This is a genomic window from Nonomuraea terrae, assembly GCF_004348995.1.
Lineage (GTDB): Bacteria > Actinomycetota > Actinomycetes > Streptosporangiales > Streptosporangiaceae > Nonomuraea > Nonomuraea terrae.
On sequence record NZ_SMKQ01000001.1, the window covers coordinates 95,244 to 118,197 of the forward strand.

Annotated in this window: 28 protein-coding genes; 12 read left to right on the forward strand and 16 right to left on the reverse strand. The window is 71.8% G+C overall.

Features of this window, described 5'->3' with window-relative positions:
• The first annotated feature begins 116 nt into the window (after positions 1-116).
• Complete coding sequence (locus E1286_RS00470) at positions 117-464, forward strand: STAS domain-containing protein (protein WP_165969500.1); 348 nt, start codon at positions 117-119, stop codon at positions 462-464.
• Here E1286_RS00470 and E1286_RS00475 read toward each other — a convergent pair.
• Positions 446-1,369, reverse strand: coding sequence for an SDR family oxidoreductase (locus tag E1286_RS00475; protein WP_132608003.1), 924 nt, complete (start codon positions 1,367-1,369; stop codon positions 446-448). The two genes, E1286_RS00470 and E1286_RS00475, sit on opposite strands and share 19 nt — an antisense overlap.
• An 83-nt stretch (positions 1,370-1,452) precedes the next feature.
• Between E1286_RS00475 and E1286_RS00480 the strand changes: the two genes are divergently transcribed.
• On the forward strand, positions 1,453-2,019 hold the full coding sequence (locus E1286_RS00480) for a TetR family transcriptional regulator (protein WP_132608004.1): 567 nt from the start codon (positions 1,453-1,455) through the stop codon (positions 2,017-2,019).
• 30 nt (positions 2,020-2,049) lie between these two features.
• Here E1286_RS00480 and E1286_RS00485 read toward each other — a convergent pair whose 3' ends face one another.
• Together E1286_RS00485 and E1286_RS00490 are read right to left on the reverse strand one after the other, a co-directional pair.
• Positions 2,050-3,777: an ABC-F family ATP-binding cassette domain-containing protein gene (locus tag E1286_RS00485; protein ID WP_132608005.1), complete on the reverse strand. Its 1,728-nt coding sequence runs from the start codon at positions 3,775-3,777 to the stop codon at positions 2,050-2,052.
• 228 nt (positions 3,778-4,005) lie between these two features.
• On the reverse strand, positions 4,006-4,689 hold the full coding sequence (locus tag E1286_RS00490; RefSeq protein WP_132608006.1) for an NADPH-dependent F420 reductase: 684 nt from the start codon (positions 4,687-4,689) through the stop codon (positions 4,006-4,008).
• A gap of 390 nt (positions 4,690-5,079) precedes the next feature.
• Here E1286_RS00490 and E1286_RS00495 point away from each other — a divergent pair, with 390 nt between their 5' ends.
• A complete protein-coding gene (locus E1286_RS00495) occupies positions 5,080-5,481 on the forward strand; it encodes a MerR family transcriptional regulator (RefSeq protein ID WP_132608007.1) in 402 nt (133 codons plus the stop codon).
• A gap of 85 nt (positions 5,482-5,566) precedes the next feature.
• On the opposite strand, the gene E1286_RS00500 is transcribed toward E1286_RS00495, so the two are convergent.
• Entirely contained in the window at positions 5,567-5,803 is a 237-nt protein-coding gene (locus tag E1286_RS00500; RefSeq protein ID WP_132608008.1) for a hypothetical protein, read from the reverse strand.
• 127 nt (positions 5,804-5,930) lie between these two features.
• Between E1286_RS00500 and E1286_RS00505 the strand changes: the two genes are divergently transcribed.
• Genes E1286_RS00505 through E1286_RS00515 form a run of 3 tightly spaced genes read left to right on the forward strand, consistent with a single transcriptional unit; the run spans position 5,931 to position 7,653 of the window.
• The gene (locus E1286_RS00505; RefSeq protein WP_132608009.1) at positions 5,931-6,371 is read left to right on the forward strand and encodes a PadR family transcriptional regulator; all 441 of its coding nucleotides are present in this window, start codon (positions 5,931-5,933) and stop codon (positions 6,369-6,371) included.
• Positions 6,314-7,015, forward strand: coding sequence for an RDD family protein (locus E1286_RS00510; protein ID WP_132608010.1), 702 nt, complete (start codon positions 6,314-6,316; stop codon positions 7,013-7,015). The genes E1286_RS00505 and E1286_RS00510 overlap by 58 nt, the downstream gene beginning before the upstream one ends.
• A complete protein-coding gene (locus E1286_RS00515) occupies positions 7,012-7,653 on the forward strand; it encodes a CPBP family intramembrane glutamic endopeptidase (RefSeq protein WP_132608011.1) in 642 nt (213 codons plus the stop codon). Before E1286_RS00510 ends, E1286_RS00515 begins: the two co-directional genes overlap by 4 nt.
• On the opposite strand, the gene E1286_RS00520 is transcribed toward E1286_RS00515, so the two are convergent.
• Both E1286_RS00520 and E1286_RS00525 read right to left on the reverse strand, forming a co-directional pair.
• On the reverse strand, positions 7,646-9,196 hold the full coding sequence (locus E1286_RS00520; protein WP_132608012.1) for a hypothetical protein: 1,551 nt from the start codon (positions 9,194-9,196) through the stop codon (positions 7,646-7,648). The genes E1286_RS00515 and E1286_RS00520 overlap by 8 nt on opposite strands.
• A complete protein-coding gene (locus E1286_RS00525; protein WP_132608013.1) occupies positions 9,193-9,948 on the reverse strand; it encodes an ABC transporter ATP-binding protein in 756 nt (251 codons plus the stop codon). The genes E1286_RS00520 and E1286_RS00525 overlap by 4 nt, the downstream gene beginning before the upstream one ends.
• A 147-nt stretch (positions 9,949-10,095) precedes the next feature.
• Here E1286_RS00525 and E1286_RS00530 point away from each other — a divergent pair, with 147 nt between their 5' ends.
• Positions 10,096-10,827: a carbonic anhydrase gene (locus tag E1286_RS00530; protein WP_223189390.1), complete on the forward strand. Its 732-nt coding sequence runs from the start codon at positions 10,096-10,098 to the stop codon at positions 10,825-10,827.
• Positions 10,828-10,838: 11 nt separating this feature from the next.
• Positions 10,839-11,069, forward strand: a complete 231-nt coding sequence (locus tag E1286_RS00535) for a Rossmann-fold NAD(P)-binding domain-containing protein (RefSeq protein ID WP_132608017.1) — start codon at positions 10,839-10,841, stop codon at positions 11,067-11,069.
• A gap of 8 nt (positions 11,070-11,077) precedes the next feature.
• Here the strand turns inward: E1286_RS00535 and E1286_RS00540 are convergent, their stop codons facing one another.
• The 5 genes from E1286_RS00540 to E1286_RS00560 all read right to left on the reverse strand — a co-directional run bounded on the left by E1286_RS00540 (position 11,078) and on the right by E1286_RS00560 (position 15,409).
• Positions 11,078-11,518: a hypothetical protein gene (locus tag E1286_RS00540; protein ID WP_132608019.1), complete on the reverse strand. Its 441-nt coding sequence runs from the start codon at positions 11,516-11,518 to the stop codon at positions 11,078-11,080.
• A gap of 53 nt (positions 11,519-11,571) precedes the next feature.
• Positions 11,572-12,318 (reverse strand): ABC transporter ATP-binding protein, encoded by a 747-nt coding sequence (locus E1286_RS51085; RefSeq protein WP_132608021.1) that lies wholly within the window; start codon positions 12,316-12,318, stop codon positions 11,572-11,574.
• Positions 12,315-13,397 (reverse strand): FecCD family ABC transporter permease, encoded by a 1,083-nt coding sequence (locus E1286_RS00550; protein ID WP_132608023.1) that lies wholly within the window; start codon positions 13,395-13,397, stop codon positions 12,315-12,317. Before E1286_RS00550 ends, E1286_RS51085 begins: the two co-directional genes overlap by 4 nt.
• Entirely contained in the window at positions 13,394-14,401 is a 1,008-nt protein-coding gene (locus tag E1286_RS00555) for an ABC transporter substrate-binding protein (protein WP_132608025.1), read from the reverse strand. Before E1286_RS00555 ends, E1286_RS00550 begins: the two co-directional genes overlap by 4 nt.
• 108 nt (positions 14,402-14,509) lie before the next feature.
• Positions 14,510-15,409, reverse strand: coding sequence for a LysR family transcriptional regulator (locus tag E1286_RS00560; RefSeq protein ID WP_132608027.1), 900 nt, complete (start codon positions 15,407-15,409; stop codon positions 14,510-14,512).
• Positions 15,410-15,483: 74 nt separating this feature from the next.
• On the opposite strand from E1286_RS00560, the gene E1286_RS00565 reads away from it, so the two are divergent.
• Entirely contained in the window at positions 15,484-15,876 is a 393-nt protein-coding gene (locus E1286_RS00565; protein WP_132608029.1) for a RidA family protein, read from the forward strand.
• Positions 15,877-15,982: 106 nt separating this feature from the next.
• On the opposite strand, the gene E1286_RS00570 is transcribed toward E1286_RS00565, so the two are convergent.
• The 3 genes from E1286_RS00570 to sigJ form a co-directional block, all read right to left on the reverse strand.
• On the reverse strand, positions 15,983-16,483 hold the full coding sequence (locus tag E1286_RS00570) for a nucleotidyltransferase domain-containing protein (protein WP_132608163.1): 501 nt from the start codon (positions 16,481-16,483) through the stop codon (positions 15,983-15,985).
• A gap of 51 nt (positions 16,484-16,534) precedes the next feature.
• Positions 16,535-17,464 carry an NAD-dependent epimerase/dehydratase family protein gene (locus E1286_RS00575; RefSeq protein ID WP_223189399.1) on the reverse strand — a complete coding sequence of 310 codons (930 nt, stop codon included), beginning with the start codon at positions 17,462-17,464 and terminating at the stop codon, positions 16,535-16,537.
• Between the two features lie 102 nt (positions 17,465-17,566).
• Complete coding sequence (sigJ, locus tag E1286_RS00580) at positions 17,567-18,454, reverse strand: RNA polymerase sigma factor SigJ (protein WP_132608031.1); 888 nt, start codon at positions 18,452-18,454, stop codon at positions 17,567-17,569.
• A 99-nt stretch (positions 18,455-18,553) separates the two neighbouring features.
• Between sigJ and E1286_RS00585 the strand changes: the two genes are divergently transcribed.
• The 3 genes from E1286_RS00585 to E1286_RS00595 all read left to right on the forward strand — a co-directional run bounded on the left by E1286_RS00585 (position 18,554) and on the right by E1286_RS00595 (position 20,894).
• Complete coding sequence (locus E1286_RS00585; protein ID WP_223189401.1) at positions 18,554-18,985, forward strand: nuclear transport factor 2 family protein; 432 nt, start codon at positions 18,554-18,556, stop codon at positions 18,983-18,985.
• Positions 18,982-19,533, forward strand: a complete 552-nt coding sequence (locus E1286_RS00590) for a YceI family protein (protein WP_132608035.1) — start codon at positions 18,982-18,984, stop codon at positions 19,531-19,533. Before E1286_RS00585 ends, E1286_RS00590 begins: the two co-directional genes overlap by 4 nt.
• 128 nt (positions 19,534-19,661) lie before the next feature.
• On the forward strand, positions 19,662-20,894 hold the full coding sequence (locus E1286_RS00595; protein ID WP_223189403.1) for a M14 family zinc carboxypeptidase: 1,233 nt from the start codon (positions 19,662-19,664) through the stop codon (positions 20,892-20,894).
• 264 nt (positions 20,895-21,158) lie between these two features.
• Here E1286_RS00595 and E1286_RS00605 read toward each other — a convergent pair whose 3' ends face one another.
• Both E1286_RS00605 and E1286_RS00610 read right to left on the reverse strand, forming a co-directional pair.
• Positions 21,159-21,413, reverse strand: a complete 255-nt coding sequence (locus E1286_RS00605; protein ID WP_132608037.1) for a hypothetical protein — start codon at positions 21,411-21,413, stop codon at positions 21,159-21,161.
• 197 nt (positions 21,414-21,610) lie between these two features.
• Complete coding sequence (locus E1286_RS00610) at positions 21,611-22,600, reverse strand: glycoside hydrolase family 11 protein (RefSeq protein WP_132608039.1); 990 nt, start codon at positions 22,598-22,600, stop codon at positions 21,611-21,613.
• Between the last annotated feature and the right edge of the window lie 354 nt (positions 22,601-22,954).

Consider the following 22,954-nt stretch of genomic DNA (forward strand, 5'->3'; position numbering starts at 1 on the left):
ACGCCGGCATCCCCGCACGCGGTCTGTAGGGTTGAGGGATTCCAGTGGTGACTTGCCCAGCACGCGACATGCGGGCGCCAGGCGATTTCTCTCGCACCGCGGATCGGACACCCGGTATGACCGTTCTCACGGTAAACCTGGTTCATCACCCCGCCCACGGCGTGCTGACGCTCCGCGGCGACCTCGACTTCTCCTCCTCCGAGCTGGTCCCACCGCTGATCGACGCGGTGATCAAGGCCGGTCTGCGACACCTCGTGGTCGACACCGCGGACCTGACGTTCTGCGACTCTCGCGGGCTGCGGGCGCTCATCCACGCCGAACGGACCCTCGCCGCCCTGGGCGGCGGCATGGAACTGGTCAACCTGCACGGCAGGCTGCTCCGCATCCTGGCCATCACCGGTCTGGCGGGCGTCTTCACCATCACACCCGACCCCGGTGGCACTGGTCAGACAGTGCGGAAGTAGTGGCCCTTGCCCAGGTCGTCGATGAGGCCGGGGCGCGTGGGCTGCCAGCCCAGCAGCTCGCGCGTCAGCGCGCTGGAGGCCGGGCCGTCGGTCGCCAGGAAGCCGGCCAGCCACCCGAAGTGCGCGCCCGCGTCTTCCTGGGGGACGGAGACCACCGGCAGGTCCAGATGGCGGCCGATCACCTCGGCGACGGCACGGATCGGCACGCCCTCGTCGGTCACCGCGTGCAGCACCGATCCGGCCGGGGCCTGCTCCAGCGCCAGACGGAACAGGTGTGCGGCATCGCGCTGGTGCACGCCGGGCCAGCGGGCGGACCCGTCGCCGAGGTAGCCGGAGACGCCCTTGTCGCGGGCGATGCCGACCAGGGCCGCCACGAACCCGATGTCTCCTTCGCCGTACACCGTGGGGGACAGCCGTACGACGGATGAGCGGATGCCGCGGGAGGCGAAGGCGAGCGTCGCCTGCGCGGTGGCCTGCCGGGTCTGCGGGCCGCCGGCAGGCGCGTCCGAGGCGGGATCGCGACCGTCCCGTTCGGTCGCCACCCGCCCCGGGACGAGCCCGAGCAGCCCGGAGGCGAGGACGAACGGCCGATCGGAGCCCGCGAGCGCCTCGCCGAACGCCTCGACGGCCCGGCGGTCAGCGTCGGCGGCGGCCTGGAAGCCCCCGGAGAAGGCGATGTCGTGCTTGAAGGCGAGGTGGATCACGCCGTCCGACGCGGCAGCCGCACGCCGCAGGACGTCGAGATCGTCCAGGGTGCCACGCCGGACCTGTGCCCCGGCCGCGGTGAGAGCGGCGGCGGAGGCGTCCGAGCGTGCCAGCCCGGTGACCTGGTGACCGGCGCCGATGAGCTCGGGAACGACGGCGGAGCCGATCCAGCCGGACGCGCCGGTGACGAATACGCGCATGAGAAACACTCCCAATGATGTCAGTGACTGTCATCAGGCTAGCACTTGATGTCAGTGGCTGTCATCGGGATACGATGCAGGGCATGGGTCGATGGGAGCCGAACGCGCGTGGCCGGCTGGAGCAGGCGGCGCTGGAGCTCTATCTCGAGCGCGGGTTCGAGCAGACCACGGTGGCGGAGATCGCCAAGCGGGCGGGGCTGACCGAGCGCACGTTCTTCCGGCACTTCGCCGACAAGCGCGAGGTCCTGTTCTGGGGCTCGGGCACGCTGCAGGAGCACCTCGTGAACGCCGTCGCGGACGCGCCCGAGTCGGCGGCGCCGATGGACGCGACAGCGGCGGCGATCGAGTCCGTCGGCGCCCTGTTCCAGGAGCGCGGCGAAAACGCCCGGCGGCGCCAGGCCGTCATCGCGGCGAACGCGGAGCTGCGGGAACGCGAGCTGGTCAAGCTCGCGACGCTCTCCGCGGCGCTCGCCGAGGCGCTGCGGCGGCGCGGCGTCGCGGAGCCGGCCGCGAGCCTGGCCGCCGAGGCCGGGATCGCCGTCTTCAAGATCGCGTTCGGACGCTGGATCAGCGAAACCGGCGGGGCAGACCTGTCGAGCATCATCCGCGAGTCGCTCGACGAGCTGAAAGCCGTCACCGCGGGCAGGTGAAGAGGGCGGCGACGGCGGACCCGGATCGATTCATGGCTGCGGCGCGCCGGCCTGCGCTGAGCAGGGGGTCGCCCGCACGCCTCCGTCCAGCTCCAGGCGGCGGCCGGTGAACGCGGCCCGCAGGCGGCGATCGTGCGTCACCACCACCAGCGCGCCCTGGTACGAGGCCAGCGCCTCCTCCAGTTGCTCCACGAGCATCGGCGACAGGTGGTTGGTCGGCTCGTCGAGCAGGAGCAGGTCCACGGGCTCGCTCACCAGTCGGGCCAGCTCGATCCGGCGCCGCTGCCCGTAGGAGAGGTCCTTCAGGCGCAGCCCCAGATCGGACGGCCGGAACAACCCCAGGGCCAGCAGCGCGTCCGCGTGCTCGTCCAGGGTGCCGGGACGCCGGTGCGCGTAGGCCCGCAGCACGGTCCACTCCTCCCGCGCAACGACGCCGGCGCGGCCGTTGTGCGGTCCTTCCTGCCCAAGCACCTCAGCGGGACCGTCGTGCAGCCCGGCCTGCCGTGCGTCGGCGGTGTCGAGTTCGTCCTGTCGGAAGAAGCCGATCCGGCCGGAGCGCCGTACCTCGCCCTCGTCCGGACGCAGCTCTCCGGCGAGCACCCGCATCAGCGTGGTCTTGCCGGCTCCGTTCGGCCCGGTGACGAGCAGCCGTTCACCGGCGCGGACGGTCAGGTGATCGAGGCGCAGCCGTCCGGCCACCTCCACGCCGTCGAGCGTGGCCACCTCGGCCTCGGCGGCGGCTCCCGCGGTGGGGAGGGCGGTGGTGAAGCGCAGCGGCTCGGGCGGCGGCGGCGCCGGGTGGTCGGTGAGCCACCGCAGCCGCTGTTGTGACTGCCGGATGCGGCTCGCGGCCCCGTGCGTACGGGAACGCGCCCGCCAGGCCCCGGTGCCCATGCCCGCCTTGGCCGTCTTGCGCGGGATGACCGCCAGCCGGCCCGCGTTGGCCGCCACCAGCGTGGCATGCCGGTCCAGCTCCGCCTTCCACTCCTCATGGGCCCGCGCCTGGGCGGCGCGTTCCGCGGCCTTGCCCGCGAGGTATCCGGCGTACCCGTCGCCGTAGCGGCGCACCTGCCCGTCGGCGACCTCCCAGATGGCGTCGGTCACCCGCTCCAGGAACACCCGGTCGTGCGTGATGGCCACGACCGTGCCCCGGTGGGCGCGCAGGCGGTGTTCGAGCCAGGTCACGGCCTGGTCGTCGAGGTCGTTGGTCGGCTCGTCGAGCAGCAGCAGCCCGGGGTCGGACGCCAGCGTGGCGGCCGGCGCGAGCCGGGAGCGTTCGCCTCCGGACAGCGTGCCCAGCGGGCGGTCGCGCACCAGCCCCGGCAGCCCGAGCCCGTGCAGCGCGATCTCCACCCGGGCGTCGGCCTCGTAGCCGTCCCGCGCTTCGAACTCCGCCACCAGCCCCGCGTACACCTCGTCCATGCCCGGCTCGCCGAGCAACCGCTCGGCCGCCCGCATCCGGGTTTCCAGCTCGCGAAGGTCGGCCAGTGCCAGGTCGAGGGCGTCGGCCACCGTCGCGTGCGGCGGCAGCGCGAGCGACTGCGGCAGATATCCGACGCCGCCGGGCGCGACGACCACGAGCTCGCCGTTGTCCGGCCGCTCCGCGCCCGCCATGAGCCTGAGCAGCGTCGACTTGCCCGACCCGTTGTCGCCGATCACGCCGATCCGCTCGCCGGGTTTCACGGTGAGTGACACCCGGTCCAGGACGACGCGGGTGCCGTAACGCTTGGTGATCTCGTTGAGTGCCAATTGCCGCATCAAGGGCCCACATCCTTGCCTCGTCAGCTCCTTGCCTCGTCAGCGCGGTGCCTTCCTGCTCAGGTGCTCCCAGGCCCGGCTCCTCCGTACGGGCCCGCTCCAACTGCTGAATAAAGACGATACGTTTCGTCTCGTTAGAGGATCAGTATGGAGCCGCGCGGCTCGAAATGCAAGACGAGACGTTCCGTATCGCCAGGGGTCACGTGCCGGCGGCGACCGGCAGAGCGGTCAGCGCCGGGCGGCTTCGAGCAGTTTGGCGATCTCGGTCGCCGGGGCCGGCCCCGCCGGCAGCTCGGCGAACCGCGGCGACGCCTCCGCCGCGTACGGGATGCCGTAGACCGGGGTCCCGGGCTCGAAACGCCACCCCTCGGCGAGCGGACCCGCGTCCACCGCGTCATAACCCAGCAGATCGAGCAGCTCGGTCGCCCGTGCCTTCGCGCCCGCGTCGTCTCCCGCGATCGGCAGCGCCGTACGGTCCTGGGCGCCCGCCGGGCGGGGCAGGTCGGCGAGGTGGCGGAAGAAGATGTTGTTGAACGCCTTCACCACGTGGGCGCCCGGCAGGTGCCGCTGGAGCAGCTCGCTGGTGGTGGTCTCCTTGGCGTCGAGCTCGGGGAAGGCGCCGTCGCGCTGCGGGTAGTAGTTGTTGGTGTCGAGGACCGTCCTGCCCGCGAGCGGCTCCTGCGGCACGCTCCGGTAGGCCTTGAGCGGGATGGTCACCACCACCCAGTCACCCGCCGCGGCCGCCTCCTGCGGCGTGCCCGCCCTGGCCCGCGGACCGAGGTCCGTCACGAGCTCGGAGAGGGTCTGCGGCTCCCGGGAGTTGCTGAGCACCACGTCAAGGCCGCTGTTCACCGCGAGGCGGGCCAGCGTGCCGCCGATCAGGCCGCTGCCGATGAGTCCAAGTGTCGCCATGTAGGGGGCAACCTCGTGACGAGCCGCTTCTGTTCCCTGCTGCGCCGCCACGCGGTGCTGGCCCCGCCATCCGACGGCGCGGAGCTGGTGAGCGCCGCGCGCGCTGTCCGGCGTCGGAGTCCCTTACCTCGGTGAAGTGGCGGGCCGGAGGGTGTCGGCGACCGCACGCGCTGTGCGATCATGTCCCGCGCTCGTGGCCACCGGGAGCCGGTAACGGAGACCGTCCTGGCCACCGGCAACTCCACCCTGACGTCAGGGTAGAGATCTGGCGGGGCCAGGCGTGCCTGCCCGCACAACCGCAGCCAGCCGAGCAGTGAGGTCGTGCGAATGATGGACGGACCAGAGCTCTCCGCCGTTGACCCTGCCGCTCCTGGGGGTGACGGAGATCACATGCACATCGGAGAGGTGGCCGCCCGTACGGAGCTGTCGCTGCGCACCATCCGGCACTACGACGAAGTCGGCCTGGTGCGGCCGTCGGCGCGCAGCCAGGGCGGTTTCCGCCTGTACACCGAGGCCGACGTGGCCAGGCTGATGGTGATCCGCCGGATGAAGCCGCTCGGCTTCACCCTCGACGAGATGGGCGAGCTGCTCGCCGTCACCGACCGGCTCGACGACACCGCGACCGCGCTCGGCACGGCGGAGCGCGAGCAGCTGCTGGCCCGCCTGCGCCGGTTCGAGCAGGCCGCCCGCGAGCGCTGCGAGGCGCTGCGCACACAACTGAGCCGCGCCGAGGAGTTCGCCGCCGACCTCCAACGCCGCGCCGACCAAGCCGGAGGTCACGCCGTACGCTGACGTCCCTGTCGGGGAGCGGCGGGCGGCTTCCGCAGCCGATGAGGCGCCCGAGCCCGAGTACGGGATCGGGCGCCTCTCCCGGACGTCACGCGGCCAGGCGGCGGCGGAGCAGGTCCTTGGCCTGTTCGGCTCCCTTGCGGCTTTCGCCCTGAGCGCGCCGGAAGAACCCGGCCAGCTCGCTGTCGCCGGTGCGTTCGGCGTCGGCGACGTAGGTGTCCAGTCGCAGCACGTTGCTGAGGCACTGCTCGACGAACCAGATCAGGTTGTAGTCCTTGTCCCGCGTACCGGTGATGTCACCGGTCTCCTGCCGTGTCGGATCCATGGGCTTCTCCTCTTTTCTCGGATGGGTTCGTCGCTGATTGCCTCTTTCCTGGCAGGTGCGCTCTATGCCTGTGCCTCGCTCGGCTTGATACCTTGTCACGCAAGGTATCGGGTCGTACTGTGGTGTCATGTCCGAGGACATGGAGACGACGCCGGGATCGGCGACCATCGCCCGGCTGCGTCGCGAGCTCGCCCGCGGCACCACCGAGCTGGCCGTGCTGTCCGTCCTGAGCGTGCGCCGCCGATACGGCTACGAGCTGCTGAAAGTGTTGCGGGAGACGGGCGAGGGGGTCCTGGAGGTCAAGGAGGGCACGCTCTACCCGCTGCTGCACCGGCTGGAGGATTCCGGCCACATCCGCGCTTCCTGGGAGGCCGAGGGCCGCGCCAGGCCGCGCAAGTACTACGTCCTCACGCCAGACGGCCGTGCGTATCTCGGCATGTTGCGCGCCGAGTGGGGCGGCCTGGTCGACGGGATGCGACAGCTACTCGACACTCTTGGTGAGGTGCAGGAATGGCCGACGAGCGGCAGATCATCGACGACTACACGGAAAGAGTCGGACGCCACCTGACCGGCCCCGCCCGGGAGAGGGCGAAGGCCGAGCTCGGCGAGCACCTGTCCGACGCGGCGGAGGCGGGCGAGTTAGACGAGGCCCTGAGCCGGCTCGGCAAGCCGGAAGAGGCGGCGGCCACCTTCGCGGAGCTGCGGGAGACACCGCCCGCCCCCGTCGACGTCCGGTTCATCGCGGTGGTGATCGACAATCTGCCGCTGGTCGGCGTCACGATCGCGCTCCTCGTCCAGGGGATCGTCAGGACGGTGGAGTTCGGGCAGGGTTTCGGGCTGGCGTTCCCGCCATGGGTGTACTTCGAGATCGGCGACGGCTGCGTGGCCATCGGGCCCATGATCTGCAACGTGGCCGCCTATGACCACGCGGGGCTGCTCTACAGCCTGGGCGTTCCGCTCGCCCTGCTCTGGTCGATCGTCGGGCTGGGGCTGCTGGAGGCGCGGAACGGCCTGACTCCCGGCAAACGCCTCATGAAACTCCGCGTCGTGAGCGAGAACGGGCTGCGCATCCACCCCGTCACCGGTGTCGTACGGCGGCTCAGCCTGCTGCTCGGGCCGCTCGCCTGGGTGGACTGGGCGCCCGTCGTGTGGGGCGACCGGCGGCGGGTGCTCGACCGCCTGACCGAGACCAAGGTCGTGAGGGCGAAGTGAAGACCGCCGTCCGCGTCCCGCCCCTGATGGCGCTGGCCGCCGGCGTCGCGCTGTGGTATCTCCCCACGCTGGTGGACTGGCTGCTGGGCGGGGTCGGCTTCGGCCTGATCCTGGCGTTGCGCTGGCTCGCCGCCGCGCTGCTGCTGGGCTTCGTCCTGGCCGTGGAACGGCGCCCGCTGTCGTCGGTGGGGTTACGCGCTCCTCGCGGGCGCGACGTCCTGATCACTGTCGGGCTGTCCGTCCTGACGCTGGTGGTCGCCTACTCCCTGTACGGTCTCGTCGCCGGCGCGGGCCCCGACCAGCAGACGCAGTCGGGGCAGATCATCACGAGCCTGTCGGTCGTCGGCAGCGTCCACCTGATCCTCAACGCGGCCGTCGTCGAGGAGCTCTTCTACCGCGGCTTCCTCATGGAGCGGGTCATCGACCTCACCGGGCGGCCCTGGGCGGCGGCGCTGGTGTCGTACGCGCTGTTCGTCGGCGGGCACCTGCCCGGCTCGGGCGGGATCACCACGCTGACCGTCGTCGCCGTGGGATCGCTGCTCTTCGTCGGCCTCTACTGGGCGCGCCGCAACCTGCTGTTGTGCGTCGGCGCGCACGCCGTCATCGACCTCCCCATCCTGGCCGTCGCCCTCACCTGACGGACGCGGCGTCGCGGGAGGCCATCGCGTCGAGCAGGCCGGTGCCGCGCCGCCGGAGCAGGCGCAGCGTGAGGGCGGGGGCCGCGTACAGGACGGCGGCGGCCGGCAGGAGGGCCGCCCACCACAGAGAGCCGGCGACGGCGGCCAGCGCGACCACGGGGAAGATCGTCATCTGCCCGCCGGTCGGATCGCCGGCCTGCTGGCCAGGATAGACACGATCGCGGGCGTCGGTGCCCACGGCCGGCATCACGACCGCGAGCAGCGGCGCCGCGGCGCAGCCGACCGCGGTGGCGGCGACGGCGCCGCAGACGGCCGCGCCTCCCAGGGGGGAGCCGGTCACGGCCCACAACACGGCCGCCAGCACGACGGACGGCGCCCCGAACAGCAACGCCCACGCCGCCATGCGCCCGCGCACGTCGGCCTTGAGCGCGCCCGGTGTGGTGAGCAGCTGCCACAGGGCGGTGCCGTCGAGGGCGTAGGTGTTGATCGCCACCATCGCGCCGAACACGGCCGCCGCCGGGCCGACCAGCGGCAGCGCCCAGCTCCAGTCGGTCAACGCGATGATCGCCGCCATCAGCGGCGGCGTCAGCCACGCGCTGCGCAGCTCGACGCCCCGCGCCGGGTCACGGAACCAGGTGGCCAGCTCGCGCGCGACGACCGCCGACACCTGCGGCGACACGAACGGCAACGACAACCCCCGCCCTGGTCCGGCAGGCCGCAGCGGCGTCGCCCGGCGAGGCGGCCGGCGCAGCGCGCGAGCCGTGAGCGCGATCCAGCCCAGCTGCAGCAGGGCGCCCAGGGCGAGGGCCGCCATCGGCAACACGACGGCGCCGGGTCCGGCGCCGTCGCGGGCGGCGACCACCGCGCCGTAGCCCCAGCCGGTGGGCAGGGCGGCGAGCACGTCCACCACCGGCTCGGGCAGCCGACCGAGGGAGGGGGTGGCCAGATCGGCCTCGCCCTCGCCGAGCCGCGGCAGCAGCCAGGCCGCGAACGGCACCCACCCGGCGAACGACACCGCGAGCATGACCGCGGTCTGCACGGCGGCCAGCGTCATCCCGGCCCGGGTCTGTAGCAGCCAGGACGCCAGCGCCGCCACCGTCTTGCCCGCCCAGACCAGCAGATAGAGCTGGGCCACCACCGCGACGACGGCGATCGCCACCGCGACGGGCCCGCCCGGCGCGGCCAGGACCACCAAGGAGAGCAGGCACGCCAGCGTGATCAGCGGCCCGACGCCGAGCAGCTCCGTCCACGACAGGGCGCGCGCCAGCCGCCACGGCCGGATGGGGTAGCCGCGCAACCACTCGCGGGAGATGACCGACGGGTCATGGCGGGGCTGGGCCAGCGGCCCGAACAGCCACATGCCGCCCCACACCGTGAGCGCCAGCGCGATCCAGCTCTCCCCGACCACGCCGCGCACAGCCGGTGACGCGCCCGCGACCACGAGGGCGGCCAGGAGGAGCCCGGTGACCAGGCTGAAGGCTCGCTCGTTGTGCGGGCCGTTGCGGAACAGGCGCAGCTTGAGCGCGAACAGGGCCCGGGTCATGCCAGCCACTCCAGCGGACGCACCGGGTCGGCGCCCACCAGCTCCACGAACCGCTCGTTCAGCGTGGATCCCGCGGTCACCTCGTCGACCGGCCCCTCGACCAGCACCCGCCCACCGGCCACCAGCGCCACCCGGCGGCAGTTGCGCTCGACGAAGTCCATGATGTGGCTCGACATGACCACCGTGCCGCCGGCTTCGACGTACTGCTTGAGCACCTGCTCGATGGAGTGGGCCGAGACCGGGTCGATCGCCTCGAACGGCTCGTCCAGCACCAGCACGCGGGGCCGGTGCAGCATCGCCAGCGCCAGATTGATCTTCTTGCGCATGCCGGTGGAGTACTCCACGATCAGCGTGCGCGGGACCGCGTCGAGGCCCAGGATCTCCAGCAGGTCACGGGCGCGTGCCCGCCAGCCGTCGTCCAGTCCGCGCAGGCCGGCGCTGTAGCGCAGGACCTCGGTGGCGGTCAGCCGCTCGGGCAGCGACAACCCGTCCATCATCACGCCGAGCTGGGCGAGGGCGGTCTCGCGGTCGGTCCGCAGGTCGTGGCCGGCGATCCTGATCGAGCCCGAGGTCGGCTCCCGCAGCCCGCACACGGCCGTCAGGGTGGTGGTCTTGCCGGCTCCGTTGGGGCCGACGATGCCGTAGAACATCCCCGGCGGGATGGTCAGGCTGAGGTCGTCGACGGCGACCACGGAGCCGAAGCGCTGGGTGAGGTCGGTCACCTCGACGGCGGGGGTGGAGAGATCAGGCACGGTGGGGGGTCCTCAGGGAGACATCACGACATTCCGCCCATTTCTATCTGATCGGGCACAGGGGCCGCCTCCTGAGCTGACCGTTCTGCCCACGCGAAGGGCGGGAGAGGTGCTGGGATACCTTGTCGGCCCCTAACGAGTAGGGCCGTGGAGAGTCGGGGAGCGCTCGCCATGCCGGAGACGCCGGATCGTACGGGATCCATGAACGCGCAGACCGTGAACCGTCGGGCGGTCCTCCGCACCACCGGGCTCCTCACCGCCGGCCTGCTCTTGGGCGCCGCCCCTGCTGCGGCCGTCACCCGCCGCCCCACCCCGGCAGGGGCCTGGGCGGAGCTCAGGCGGGGCAACCGCCGCTGGGCCTCCGGCAAGGTCGTCCACCCGCACCAGGACCGCGCCCGGCGGGACGAGGTCGCCGAGAAGCAGGAGCCGTACGCGACGGTCGTGTCGTGCATCGACTCGCGCGTGGCACCGGAGCTCGTCTTCGACGCGGGCCTCGGCGACCTGCTCACGGTGCGCAGCGCCGCCCAGACCATCGACCCGCTCGTGTCGGGCGCCATCGAGTACGGCCCTGCCCAGCTGGACGTCCCCCTGATCGTGGTGCTGGGCCACCAGCGCTGCGGCGCGGTGTCGGCCGCCGCCCACGCCCTGAACAAAGGCCGCGAACTCCCGGGACGTCTCCAGGACATCGTCGAGGCCCTGCGCCCCGCCTACGAACACGCCGACGGCGACGTGGAGAAGATGACCAAGCTCAACACCATCGGCGTCGTCACCGAGCTCAAGGCCGACCGGCTGCTCGTCCGCCGGATCACCAGGGGCCGACTCGAGATCGTCGGAGCCTACTACTCCCTCGACACCGGCCTCGTCACCCGCCTCGTCTAGGCCCCAGGCGCGTGGCCGACGGGAGCCGGCCCGGCCTCACCGGCAAGGCGTTCAGCCAGATCGAGCTCGTCCGGCAGGGCAGCCAGCTCATGGCGGAGGACACGTCCTTCACGCTCATCAGCGGCATGCTCGCCCGCGACCCGATCGCCACGGGCTCGGTCGCGTCGCCGGCCCTCGGCGCCGCCGGCGCGTACGCCCGCTCCGCCGAGGGGCGTCAGACCGGCCAGGTGTACGCGATGTAGCCGCCGGATCAGGGGCCGTGGTGCTGGTGTTCGCGGATCTCGCCGCCGAGCTCGGCACGGAGTTCGCCGAGGAGGGCCGGGGTGGAGACGACCGCCCACCGGTCGCCGACGAGGTACGTCCCGCCGTACGGCTCCGCCGCGTCGAGCCAGGCGTCCTTACCGGCCGGCGTCGTGAAGGTCATGATCGTGTAGCGGCCCTGCGGCGACTGGCACACGACCTGACGGTAGTCGGCGGCCCGCCCCTGCTCCTGCGGTCGCGGGCATCGCGTCACGGCGACGATGCGGTCCATGTCCACCGGCGGATGCGTTTCCGGCACGGTCGGGTGATGGTCGTGGCCTCCGGCGGTCGTCGGTTCCGAACCCCAGAACGTCACCACGGCCAGGCCCACGCCCAGGGCGGTCAGGCAACAGGCGGCGACGGCTCGTAATCGGTGCAGTGGAAGTTTCACGTTGAACCCAGCTGTCGGTACGGCTCTCATGCCTGGGTACGCAGCCGACGCGCTCAGGGTTCAGCTTCGTCCTTGAGGCGTTCGAAGACGAGCTGGGTGCGCTGGACGGCGCGCACGCCGTACACCTGGCTGATCAGCTCGGGGGTGAGGACCTCGCCGGGCGGGCCACCGGCCAGGATGCGGCCGGAGCTCATGACGTACAGGCGGTCGCAGAAGGCGGCGGCCTGGTTGAGGTCGTGCAGCACGGCCAGCGTGGCCACGCCCAGCTCCCGCACCAGGTGCAGGATCTCCAGCTGGTGGCGGATGTCGAGGTTGGAGGTGGGCTCGTCGAGCAGCAGCAGGCGGGGCTCCTGCACCAGGGCACGGGCGATGAGCGCGCGCTGCTTCTCCCCGCCGGACAGGGTGGCGTAGACACGGTCCTGCGCGCCGGCCAGGCCGACGCGGTCGAGCGCCCGCGCGCAGCGCTCCCCGTCGGCGGCGTCGCGTTCGTACGGCGTGCGGCCCATGAGCACGATCTCCCAGACGGTGAAGTCCAGCTCGGCGGGCGTCTCCTGGGCCACCACGGCGGTCCGCCGGGCAGACTCGCGCCACGGCAACCGGTGCACGTCGTCGCCGTCCACGCTGATGAGCCCGGCCGAGGGCCGCAGCGCCCGGTAGATCGTCCGCAGCAGGGTGGATTTGCCGCACCCGTTCGGGCCGACCAGTGCGACGAACTCGCCGTCGTCCACCCGCAGGCCGGCCTCGTGCACGATGGGGCGGCCGTCCAGGTTCACGGTGACGCCACGCAGGTCCAGCCTCATGTGACGGTCACCGCCCGGTCGACCGAGCGGCGGCGCAGCAGCCACAGGAAGAACGGCACGCCGAACAGCGCCGTGACGATGCTCAACGCCAGCTCCTGCGGCGCGGCCACCGTACGGGCCGCCACGTCCACGAGCTGCAGGAACGCCGCCCCCAGCAGCGCCGTCACCGGCAGCACCCGGCGGTGGTCGGCGCCGACCAGCAGGCGTGCGGCGTGCGGCACGATCAGCCCGACGAACGCGACCGCGCCGCTGGTCGCCACCAGCACGCCGACCAGCAGCGAGGTGAGCACGAACAGCGTGATCCGCAGGCGGTGCACGTTCACGCCCAGCGAGACGGCCGTCTCCTCGCCGGCGCTGAGCGCGTTGAGCGGACGATGCTGCAGCAGCAGGTACGTCAGCCCCGCGGCCAGCACGACGGACGGCAGCGGCAACATCTCCCAGCGGGCGCCGCCCAGGCTGCCCATCAGCCAGAACAGCACCTGCTGAGCCGCCCGCCCGCTCTGCGCCTGCTGCAGCACGAAGCTGTAGGCGGCCTGGAACAGGTAGGCCAGCGCCACCCCGGCCAGCACCAGCCGTGACGGAGTGAGCCGCCCGGAACGCTGGGCCAGCACGTACACCAACGCCAGGGCCAGCAGCGCCCCCGCGAAGGCGGCGGCCGACAGCGACAGCCCGCCCAGCGTGGAGGCGCCCATGATGAGCACCACCACCGCGCCGAACGACGCCCCGGAGGAGATGCCGAGCAGGAACGGGTCGGCGAGCGGGTTGCGCACCAGCGCCTGCAGCACCGCTCCCACCACCGCCAGCCCGGCCCCGACGAGCAGCGCCAGCAGCGCGCGCGGCAGCCGGAACTGCCAGACGATCTGCTCCTGCACCGGCGTCCACGTCCGCGGCACCAGGCCGGGCACGAGGCGGTCGGCGACGATGGCCCACGCCTGCGGGAGGGCGACGTGCACCGCGCCGATGCTCACGGCCAGCCACGTCGAGGCGACCACGGCCACGGCCAGCACGGTGACGAGCAGGGTGAACCGGCCGTTCCTGCGAGGCTTCACGGGAGCGACCGGCGCCGTCTCGATGATCATCGTGTGAAGGCGTCGGGGTGCAGGAAGCGGGCGATGTCCACGACGGCCAGCAGGTTGCGGTAGCCCGGGTGCTGGGCCGCCACGGGCAGCGCGAGCACCCGGTCGTCCTTCGCGGCGGGGCTGTTCGCGGCGACGGCGAGGGTGTCGGCGGCCTTGGCCTCCACGGTCGGCTTCTTCTCGCCGCGCAGCGTGGCGTACTCGCTGATCAGGACGGCGTCGGGTTGCGCGGCGGCGATCGCCTCCGGGTTCACCTCGGTGTAGTCGGCCTTGACGTCGGCCAGCACGTTCTGCCCGCCGGCGGCGGTGATCAGCTGGTGCGTCACCCCGGCGCCTCCGTACGCGTTGACCGGGCCCTTGCCGCCGTCGGTGGCCAGCACCCTGACCGGCGGCCGGCCGCTGACGCGCTCGCGCACGTCGTCGAGGTCGCCGCGCAGCTCGGCGATCAGCCGGTCGGCGCGGTCGGGGACGCCGAAGATCGCGCCGAGGTTGCGCAGGTCGGTAAGGGTGTCCTCGAGGGTGAACGCGAGCGTCTCCTCGGGGCTGCACCAGCCGCCCATGATGTAGACCGGGGAGCCGGCGGCGTCCAGCTCCTCCACGGTGGCGTAGCCGCCGCCCGCGTCGAAGCTCGCCATGCTGTTGTCCAGGACGAAGTCGGCGCCCTGGGCCAGCATGATCTCCTTCTGCGGCAGCATGATCGTCGGAGAGATCTCCGGGATCCTGTCGTAGAGCTCCTCGTGCCCGGGCAGGAACGCGCTCTCCGAGAAGTTCGTCCGGCCGGCGACCTGGTCGCCCAGGCCGAGGGCGAACAGCGTCTCCAGCGCGGGGTGGTAGCCGGTCACCACCTTGCCGGGCGGCTGGTCGAAGGTGAGCCTGCGCCCGCAGTTGGTCACCGTGACCGGGAACCCGGCCTGCGGGGCCACGGCCGGCTCGGCCTCGCGCGTCGCGGGGGTCTGCCCGCAGGCGGCCAGCGTCAGCGCCATCACCAGGAGGAACAACTTCTTCATGACGCGGCGCCGTCGTGGGCGGTGCGGGGCATGCGGCGGGCCTCCGGGGTCGGACGATCGTGATGCGATGCCATTTTGCACATAATTCGCAATTGCTAGCAACCTGCATCAAGCCGGACCTTGGCGTACGGTCGCCAGCAGGTTCGCGACCAGCGGATTCGCGTCGTCCCTGCGCCACGCCACGGCCACCCGGGTGCGGACGGCGCTTGGCTCGATCCTGCGGAAGGCGACCCCTCTGAGGCGGATGCGCCGGATGCTCGCCGGAGCCAACGAGACGCCCAGCCCGGCCCCGACCAGCGCGCAGACGGTCTGCCATTCCACCGCGCGCTGGGCGACCCGCGGGGTGAAGCCCGCCGCCGCGCACAGGCCGGCGATCTGGTCGTGCAGCCCTGGGCCGGCCGTTCGGGGGAGGAGCACGAACGGCATGTCCGCCAGCTGCCCGACCCGGACCGTGCGTTGGGAGGCGAGGGGGTGCTCGGCGGGCAGGACGGCCACGAAGGGCTCGCTCAGCACGGTCTCGCAGCCGAGCTCGGTCTCGCCGGCAGGCGGCTCCCGCAGCAGCCCGACGTCGATGGCCCGGTCGCGCAGGGCCGAGAGCTGGGGCGCCGTGGTCATCTCCAGGATGTCCAGCCGCACGTCGGGATACTCCCGCCGGAAGGTACGCAACAGGCCGGGCAGGAACGTCAAGGCGAGGGAGGCGGCGAAGCCGATGCGCAGGCGCCCGGCTCGGCCGCTCCCGGCGGCCCGGGCGGCGGCCAGGCCGTCCGCGAGGCCGGTGAGCGCGCGCTGGGCGGCGGGCAGGAGCTCCAGGCCCGCCGCCGTGAGAGCGACGCGTCCCGGCGTGCGGTGGAACAGCGCATGGCCGACTTTCTCCTCCAGCCGCCGGATCTGCTGGCTCAGCGGGGGCTGGGCGATGCCCAGGCGGGCGGCCGCGTGGCCGAAGTGGAGCTCCTCGGCGAGCACGACGAAGGCGTGCAGCTGCGCGAGGGGAAGTTCGGGCCGGTCCATACGTGTAGAGATATCAGTCGATGGCCGTGACTGTATTAGACGTATCCACGCTGGTCGTCCTAGTGTCCTGACGCATGACAGAGCGACGTGCGATCCTCAGCGGCTCGACGTTCGAGGAGCAGATCGGTTATGCCCGGGCCGTGGTGGACGGCGACTGGGTGCACGTGTCCGGGACGACCGGGTTCGACTACACCACCATGACGATCTCCGACGACGTGGTGGAGCAGGCCGAGCAGTGCCTGGGCAACATCGTGGCCGCGCTGACGGAGGCCGGGTGCACCCTCGCCGACGTGGTGCGGGTGCGCTACCTGCTGCCCGACCGGGACGACTTCGAGCCCTGCTGGCCGGTGCTGCGCCGCGCCTTCGGCGAGGTACGGCCGGCCGCCACGATGCTCGTGTGTGGCCTCTCCGACCCCCGCATGAAGATCGAGATCGAGGCGTACGCCCGCAGGCCGCCTGCGCGTTGAGCGCGACCGGCGTCCTCGGCAGGGGCCGACCTTCACGCTCCGGCTGCCCCTGACACGGTGAAGCCCGGTCACCGGCCGTCTCCTGCCGGGACGGAGCCGGCGATGACTACGAATCGGTCGCGACACCGAAGGCGGCGCGCAGTCGTGCCATGTCGTGACGGTCGCGGTCGCGTGGCTCGTACCCCTGGTGGAAGGCGATCTGCTGGGCCACCGACAGGCAGTTCACCGGCACGCCCTCGATCACGCCCGTGGCGAAGGCGTCCGCCGGGTAGTGGAAGAAGCCGCCGTGATCGTCGGCCTGCTGGACGGCGGACCCGTCCGGGTGGAACCGCAGCGGATGCAGGTCCAGCTCGTGGCCCTGGCGATCCTTCATGACGAACCGGGCGGGCCGGCCGGGCTCGGCGCCGGGCTGCTCGGCGAACCCCGCGTTCTCCAGCGCCGTGATCAGCAACGGCTCCTGCTCGACGCGGTGCAGCAGGTCGAGGTCGCCGTGTTCCCGCGTGACCTCGCCGACCAGGGCGTCGATGCCCCATCCGCCGGCGACCCAGACCTCGCACCCTGCCTCACGCAGCAGGGCCAGCACCCGCAGCACCGCACTCGTATCCATCACGCGAGGCATTCTGCCCGCTGCGCGCGCCGGGCGGGCGGCTCGTGCCGCCTAGGACGCGGTGCCGCGCAGGTCGGCGCCGGTGATCCACTCGATGACGGAGTGGTGCCGGGGGTGCCAGCCGAGGAGGTCGCGGGCGCGGGTGGCGCGTACGCGGCTGTTGGAGCCCAGGGCGTGCAGGGCGAACTGGGGATCCCAGACGTTGCCGGGCGAGTCGGGATCCCAGGGCTGCGGAGCGGTCATGCCGAGGGCGCGGGCGAGGGCCGCCGCCATCGCGGCGAAGGACTCCTCGCCGTTCTCGACGAAGTAGAACGCGCCGGGAGGGGACTTCTCCAGGGCGAGGGCGTACAGGTCGGCCATGTCGTCGACATGGACGTTGGACCAGATGTTGCGGCCCGCGCCGACGTGGCGGACGACGCCGTCCGAGCGCGCCTGCCGGATCAGCGCGTCGATCAGCACGCTCTGGCGGCCCGGGACCCTGCCCTGCCCGTAGACGAGGCTGTTGCACAGGACGGCCGAGCGCACGTCCTGCTCGGCGGCGGCCAGCACCAGCCGGTCGATGGCCAGGCGTGCCGCGCGGATGGGGTGATCAGGCTCCCAGCCGCCGAGGACGTCCTCGCCGAAGACCTCCTCCGATCGTTCGCCGGTCGTGCCGGTGGCCACGAAGCCGGAGCCGCTGGTGTGAAGCAGCGGCTTACCGGAGCCGGCCAGGGCGGCGATGAAGGTTTCGACGGCGCCGCGATGATCGCTGTCGGCGGCGTTGACGACGCCGTCGGCGCGGCGGGCGAGCTGAGTGAGCACCTCCGAGTCGTCCAGGGTGCCCACCACAGGCTCGATCCCCAGGCGGGTGAGGGCCGCGGCCTTGGACTCGTCGCGAATCAGCCCGGTGACGGTGTGGCCGGATTCGATCAGCCGCGCGGCGACGGTGCCGCCGATGAGACCGCTCGCTCCGGTGACGAAGACGTGCAACGGGACCCCCATGCCGGTTCGCGTGTTCGGACCAGGAGATCCTCGTCCTGCCTCCCCTCCGGAGCCAAGCCATGTTGCCGATCCGGCAAAGGCGCCTTCCCGCGACGCCTCCCGTCAGTCGTCGAGGACGGACAGGTCGAGGCGGGAGAGGCGGTCGGGGTCGGCGATCGCGTCGATGCGGACGATCTTGTCGTTCGCGATGGTGAACCCGAGCACCGCGACCGCCCGCCCGCCCAGCGTCACGACGGCACCCGCGGATCCGTTCACCAGCGCCGGGTGAGCCAGCGCGGCGTGCTGGTGGAACGTGAGCACCTGACCGGCGACGGCCGCCGCGCCGCGGACCACCACGGACGCCTCCGGACGTCCCGTCCCCCCGTCGGCCCGCAGCACGGCGTCCGGGTCGAGGGCTGCGACGAGCGCGTCGAAGTCGCCCCGGCGCGCCGCGGCGTAGAAGGCGTCGACGATCTCCCGCTGGCGGCCGAGGTCGGCGTCGGGAGTCTGGACGTCGGCTCCGCGCACCCGGCGCCGGGCCCGGCTGGCGAGCTGCCGGGCCGTGGCCGGGGAACGCCCGACCATGGGGGCGATCTCGTCGAAGGGCAGGTCGAACATGTCGTGCAGCACGAACGCCAGCCGTTCGGCGGGGGTGAGGGTTTCGAGCACCACCAGCAGTGCGAGCCCGACGGAGTCGGCCAGCAGCGCCTCCTCCTCGGGGGTCGTTCCGTCCGTCCGGCTGATGACCGGGTCCGGCACGTGCACGCCCATGAGCTCCTCGCGCCGGGTCGCGCGCGAGCGGAGCACGTTCAGGCACACCCGGGCGACGATGGTGGTCAGCCAGGCGCCGAGGCTGTCGACCCGGCCGGCGTCCGCCCGGCTGGCGCGCAGCCACGCCTCCTGTACGGCGTCGTCGGCCTCGGTGATCGAGCCGAGCATCCGGTACGCCACCGCCCTCAGACGGGTCCTGTTCTCCTCGAAGCCCTCCGTCAGCCAGTCTGACTCGGTCATCGGTCACATTCCTCCGCCGCTAGGGGTCATAGAGGTGACACCTCGAATCCGCTTGATGTGACAAGGCGGCAAATCATGCAGGTACGGAACGTTCAGGCCATGGTCGATCGCTTCGAGATCGAGGCGCTGCGCGGCGAGTTCACCGACGCGGGGACGATGCGGGACTATGACCGCTTCGCGGCGCTGTTCACCCAGGACGGCGCGTGGCGGATGCCGCACATCGGCGTCGAGTTCGGCGGCCGGGAGGAGATCCGCGCCGGGATCGAGCGCTTGCAGGGCCTTTGGGAGTACTTCGTGCAGAACGTGCACCCGGGCACCATCCAGCTCGACGGCGACACCGCGCTGGGCCGGGCGTACGTCGCGGAGTTCGGGCGCCTGCGCGACGGGCGTTCGCATCTGAACCACGCCGTCTACCACGACCGCTACCGGCGCACCCCCGACGGCTGGAGATTCGCCGAGCGCGTCTACCAGGTCAGATACGCCGACAGCACGCCGCTGGCCGGCTCGGCGGTGGAGGAGCGGCACGGATGACCACCACGACCAGTCTCGGCGAGCTGACCGGCGACTACGTCATCGACGCCACCCGAACGCGGATCGGCTTCGTCGGCCGGCACACGATGGCCACCAGGGTGCGCGGGTGGTTCGACGCGTTCGAGGGCGGCGCGCACCTGGACGGTGACGACCCGTCGAAGTCCGACGCCGAGCTCACGATCCAGGCCGGGAGCGTCAGGACCGGTGACCGGCGGCGCGACGCGCACCTGCGCGGCAGGTTCCTCGACGCGGACGGCCACCCGGCCATCACCTTCGCCTCGACCGGGGTGGTGCGGGCCGGCGAGGTCTTCAGGGTCACCGGCGACCTGACCATCCGCGGCGTGACCAGGCCCGTCACCGTGGACTTCCGGCTGACCGGCGCCGGGAACGACCCGGAGGGCGGCTTCCGGGTCGGCTTCGCAGGCGGCGTCACGATCGACCGCGACGACTGGGGGGTGAACTGGAACGCCGTCACGGGAGTCCTGATCAGCGGGAAGGTGACGCTGCAGCTGGAGGTCTCGGTGGTTCGGCGGCGGGGTGACACCTGACATATAAAGCGCGATATGTCCAACCTTGTGTTAGTTGGGGGCTCGTGTAAAGGTCGCTTGTGACCTTCCGTCAGCGGGTGCGTAAGCCCGTTCGGCGGGCGTACTTGGACCTGTGCGAGGAGCAGTAGGTGCACTTACACCGGGCATTTGTCAGTAAGAGGCTGGCGACGGTCGCCGTCGCGGCGGCCCTGACCGCGTCAGTCCTCACCGTTCCGCCCGCGCAGGCGGCGAAGGCGGCCGACCCAGGCAGCTGCAAGACCCAGGACGACCCGTCCTGGTCCGGCTGGTCCGACCACGCGGAGGTCGGTGCGGCCCTGGCGCAGATCGAGGCGAGCAGCGGCGGGCGCGTCGACGTCGAGGTCGCCGGCCGATCCGCCCAGGGCAGGGAGCTGTGGGTGGCCCGCGCCGGCACCGGCGACCGGGTGTTGTTGGTGACGTCCGCCATCCACGGCAACGAACGCACCGGCACCGAGGCCCTGCTGGGCATCCTCAAGGATGTCGCCAGGGGCGGTGACGCGCGCACGGAGCGACTCCTCGCCGAGATCACCCTCGTCGCGATGCCGATGGTCAACCCCGACGGCGGCGAGCTCAACCGACGCGTCAACGTGGTGCCGTGGGAGGACACGGTCGCCGCGTTCCCGCAGCTCGAAGGCGCTCCCCGCGCCTGGTACCACCGCCTCAGCGGAGACGGCATCGACCTGCCCGGCTACGACCTGAACCGCGACTTCAACCCGGACCTCGACTACGTGCCGCAGGCCGCGGACCTTCCCGGCGAGGAAACGGACGCGGGCTTCTTCCTGTCTTCCGAGTCCCGCGCGATCCGCGACGTGTACGTGGCCATGCGGGAGGAGAAGGGCGCCGTGGACGCGTACGTCGACCTGCACCACATGGGGCCGTGCGACATCCTCACCGGCGGCCCCCAGGACGGCGATCTCATCACCTTCTCGCTGGACTACCCGCCGCTCGGCGTCCAGGACGGCGCCGCGTACCAGGACGAATGGCCGGCGCTCGACCAGGACAAGTCCCGCCGTTACGCGCTGTCCGTCTACAAGGGCCTGATCGAGAAGTACGGCGCCCAGTCGCCGCACGTGGCCGTCGGCCGCTACTTCCACCCGGACACGCGCGAGTACGCGGGCCAGGGCCGCTCGGCGTTCGCCCTGAACGGCACCGGCACCGTGCTCTTCGAGGTCCGCGGCCAGCAGGACGACCTGGGCCAGAAGCAGAAGGGCATGTTCGTCCAGTCGGTGCGCACGGGCATCGAGTCCCTGATGGACGGGCTGGCGACCGGCAGCGCCGACACCCTGGACGGTGACGACTTCTTCGACCTGCCCGACTACGGCTGGGACACCGCCGCCGACTGACCGAACCCGGTAACAGCCGCGGAGCCCGCGCTCCGCGGCTGTTCCTTACGCCGGGGTGGTGGCGAGTCTGCGAGCGGTCTCGATCACCGTCTCGCGGCGCCGCGCCTGGCCGCCTCGTCGGTCTCCTCGTCCAGGACGGCGCGGCACATCCCGGGCACCGCGAAGTTCCAGGCGATCAGCCCCATGAGGGTGAACAGCAGGTCCTGGGCGGCGCGGACCCGGGCGTCCCCGGCCAGATCATCACCGTCGACGGCGGCGAAACGCTCAGCTGAGGCCCGATCGGCGGGCGTAGTACGTGTCGAGGGGGAGGACCAGGGCGTACAGGTGGGGTCTCGCCCAGGGTGGCAGGGCGGTGAGGGCCTGTTGGAGGCGGTGACGGGGGGCGGCGCCCGTGCATTCGTCGCACGCGCATCTGCGCAGGAGGCGCTCGGCGGTGCCGACGAGGGCCGCCTCCTGCCAGGCCACCAGGGCGTCCGCGACGGCGCCCGGCCACATCCGGGTGTGTTCGAGTGTGATCACCGCGCTCATGGGGCGGCGGCCGAGCCCGGGGACGTGATGGATCAACGCTCTGTGGGCCCCGCACGCCGATCCAGGCGTACGGACCTTGGAAGGGGGCCTACGTGGCATGGCCCTTTCCGGCCGAGATCATGCGCACGATGATCGCATGCCTGGAGCGCGGGCTCCAGGCATGCGGCCGGTGGATGCGAAGGTGTGGGTCAGCCGGCGCTGCAGGAGACCGTCGGCCAGGTCCGGTTGCCGTTGTGCTGGATCGTCACTCCCCAGTTGTTCCCGTTGCCGTTGGGTCGGGCGACCAGCACCTGCGAGCTGGGGTAGCTCGCGCTGACGTTCCAGGTCGACATGACCCTCGCCGGAGACGGAACGTTCATCGTCACGGTCCACTCGCTGGAGCCGCTGACCGAGACGTTGAGGTTGTAGCGGTCACTCCACTGCTGACCGGCCGACAGGGTCGCCGTGCAGCCCCCGCCGGGGTTGCCGGGGTTGCCCGGATTGCCGCTCGCGCCCACGGTGATGTTCGAGCTGCCGCTGCTCTGGTAGCCCTCGGTCGCGAGGATCATGTAGTCGTGGGTGCCGAGGTTCATCCCGTTCCTGGCCCACGCGTCGAAGTGGTTGCCGGCGGTGATGGAGCCGCCCGTCCGCTTCGACTGCCGGACGCTCCAGTATTGGTCGAACGTTCTGGTGCCCTCGATGGAGGGGGCGTTGTAGCGCGTCGTCCGGTAGATGTCGTACGTGCCGCCGTCGCTGGTCACGGTGCCCATGTACGTTCCGGTGGGCCGGTAGGTGCCCCAGTTGTCGACGACGTAATACTCCACGAGCGGGTTCCTCGTCCAGCCGTAGAGCGTCAGATAGGCGTTGCCGGACGGGTTGAAACTGCCGGAATACGTGACGGTTCTCCGGCCGCCGGGGTTCCAGCCCTTGCCGGCCACGAAGTTCCCGGTGTTCCTCCATGAGGTGCTGTAATTGCCGCCGGATCCCAGCTCCATGGAGACGGTCCCGGGGCTGTCGGTCCAGAACGAGTAGAAGTAGCCGTTGTGGTTCCCGGTCTGGTTCGAGGTCACGGGGGCCGCGTTGGCGGCGCCCGGCATCATCGTGGTGGCCGCGACCAGCGCTATGACGCCGACACGGCTGACGAGCCGCCTGATGCGGCCGCGTCTGCGGCTCTTGGGGTGGGCGGGGGCGTCGTTCATCTGCGTGCTTTCCTCCTCGTGAACGTGGCGGGGCCGGGCAGCGTGACACGTCGTGCCACGCGGCGGGGCGGGGAGGGCCTGGTCGCGGTGGGTGGACCGGATCTACGGCGACAGTGTTCGTCCGGCTTCGTCCGACTGTCAATGATCACGCCGCCGCCGCTGTGATCACGAATTGTTGCGAAGGCGTAGAGACTGCTCAGCGGTGCTGTCCCGGCGTCGAACCCGAACCCGAACCATGAAACTTTCAGTGATCACCCGAAATGTTCGGTTCTCCGAGCGTTGCGGGATGGGCGACACGCCGGGGTTCGGGAGCAAGGTCCTTAAACATCAAAATCGTGGTTGAATAATACCCTT

What these genes read in the sequence shown, in the direction of transcription:
- E1286_RS00470 (WP_165969500.1), top strand. Translation starts at nt 117, where the DNA reads ATGACCGTTCTCACGGTAAACCTGGTTCATCACCCCGCCCACGGCGTG.
- E1286_RS00475 (WP_132608003.1), bottom strand. Translation starts at nt 1,369, where the DNA reads ATGCGCGTATTCGTCACCGGCGCGTCCGGCTGGATCGGCTCCGCCGTC.
- E1286_RS00480 (WP_132608004.1), top strand. Translation starts at nt 1,453, where the DNA reads ATGGGTCGATGGGAGCCGAACGCGCGTGGCCGGCTGGAGCAGGCGGCG.
- E1286_RS00485 (WP_132608005.1), bottom strand. Translation starts at nt 3,777, where the DNA reads ATGCGGCAATTGGCACTCAACGAGATCACCAAGCGTTACGGCACCCGC.
- E1286_RS00490 (WP_132608006.1), bottom strand. Translation starts at nt 4,689, where the DNA reads ATGGCGACACTTGGACTCATCGGCAGCGGCCTGATCGGCGGCACGCTG.
- E1286_RS00495 (WP_132608007.1), top strand. Translation starts at nt 5,080, where the DNA reads ATGCACATCGGAGAGGTGGCCGCCCGTACGGAGCTGTCGCTGCGCACC.
- E1286_RS00500 (WP_132608008.1), bottom strand. Translation starts at nt 5,803, where the DNA reads ATGGATCCGACACGGCAGGAGACCGGTGACATCACCGGTACGCGGGAC.
- E1286_RS00505 (WP_132608009.1), top strand. Translation starts at nt 5,931, where the DNA reads ATGTCCGAGGACATGGAGACGACGCCGGGATCGGCGACCATCGCCCGG.
- E1286_RS00510 (WP_132608010.1), top strand. Translation starts at nt 6,314, where the DNA reads ATGGCCGACGAGCGGCAGATCATCGACGACTACACGGAAAGAGTCGGA.
- E1286_RS00520 (WP_132608012.1), bottom strand. Translation starts at nt 9,196, where the DNA reads ATGACCCGGGCCCTGTTCGCGCTCAAGCTGCGCCTGTTCCGCAACGGC.
- E1286_RS51085 (WP_132608021.1), bottom strand. Translation starts at nt 12,318, where the DNA reads ATGAGGCTGGACCTGCGTGGCGTCACCGTGAACCTGGACGGCCGCCCC.
- E1286_RS00550 (WP_132608023.1), bottom strand. Translation starts at nt 13,397, where the DNA reads ATGATCATCGAGACGGCGCCGGTCGCTCCCGTGAAGCCTCGCAGGAAC.
- E1286_RS00555 (WP_132608025.1), bottom strand. Translation starts at nt 14,401, where the DNA reads ATGAAGAAGTTGTTCCTCCTGGTGATGGCGCTGACGCTGGCCGCCTGC.
- E1286_RS00560 (WP_132608027.1), bottom strand. Translation starts at nt 15,409, where the DNA reads ATGGACCGGCCCGAACTTCCCCTCGCGCAGCTGCACGCCTTCGTCGTG.
- E1286_RS00565 (WP_132608029.1), top strand. Translation starts at nt 15,484, where the DNA reads ATGACAGAGCGACGTGCGATCCTCAGCGGCTCGACGTTCGAGGAGCAG.
- E1286_RS00570 (WP_132608163.1), bottom strand. Translation starts at nt 16,483, where the DNA reads ATGGATACGAGTGCGGTGCTGCGGGTGCTGGCCCTGCTGCGTGAGGCA.
- E1286_RS00575 (WP_223189399.1), bottom strand. Translation starts at nt 17,464, where the DNA reads ATGGGGGTCCCGTTGCACGTCTTCGTCACCGGAGCGAGCGGTCTCATC.
- sigJ (WP_132608031.1), bottom strand. Translation starts at nt 18,454, where the DNA reads ATGACCGAGTCAGACTGGCTGACGGAGGGCTTCGAGGAGAACAGGACC.
- E1286_RS00585 (WP_223189401.1), top strand. Translation starts at nt 18,554, where the DNA reads ATGGTCGATCGCTTCGAGATCGAGGCGCTGCGCGGCGAGTTCACCGAC.
- E1286_RS00590 (WP_132608035.1), top strand. Translation starts at nt 18,982, where the DNA reads ATGACCACCACGACCAGTCTCGGCGAGCTGACCGGCGACTACGTCATC.
- E1286_RS00610 (WP_132608039.1), bottom strand. Translation starts at nt 22,600, where the DNA reads ATGAACGACGCCCCCGCCCACCCCAAGAGCCGCAGACGCGGCCGCATC.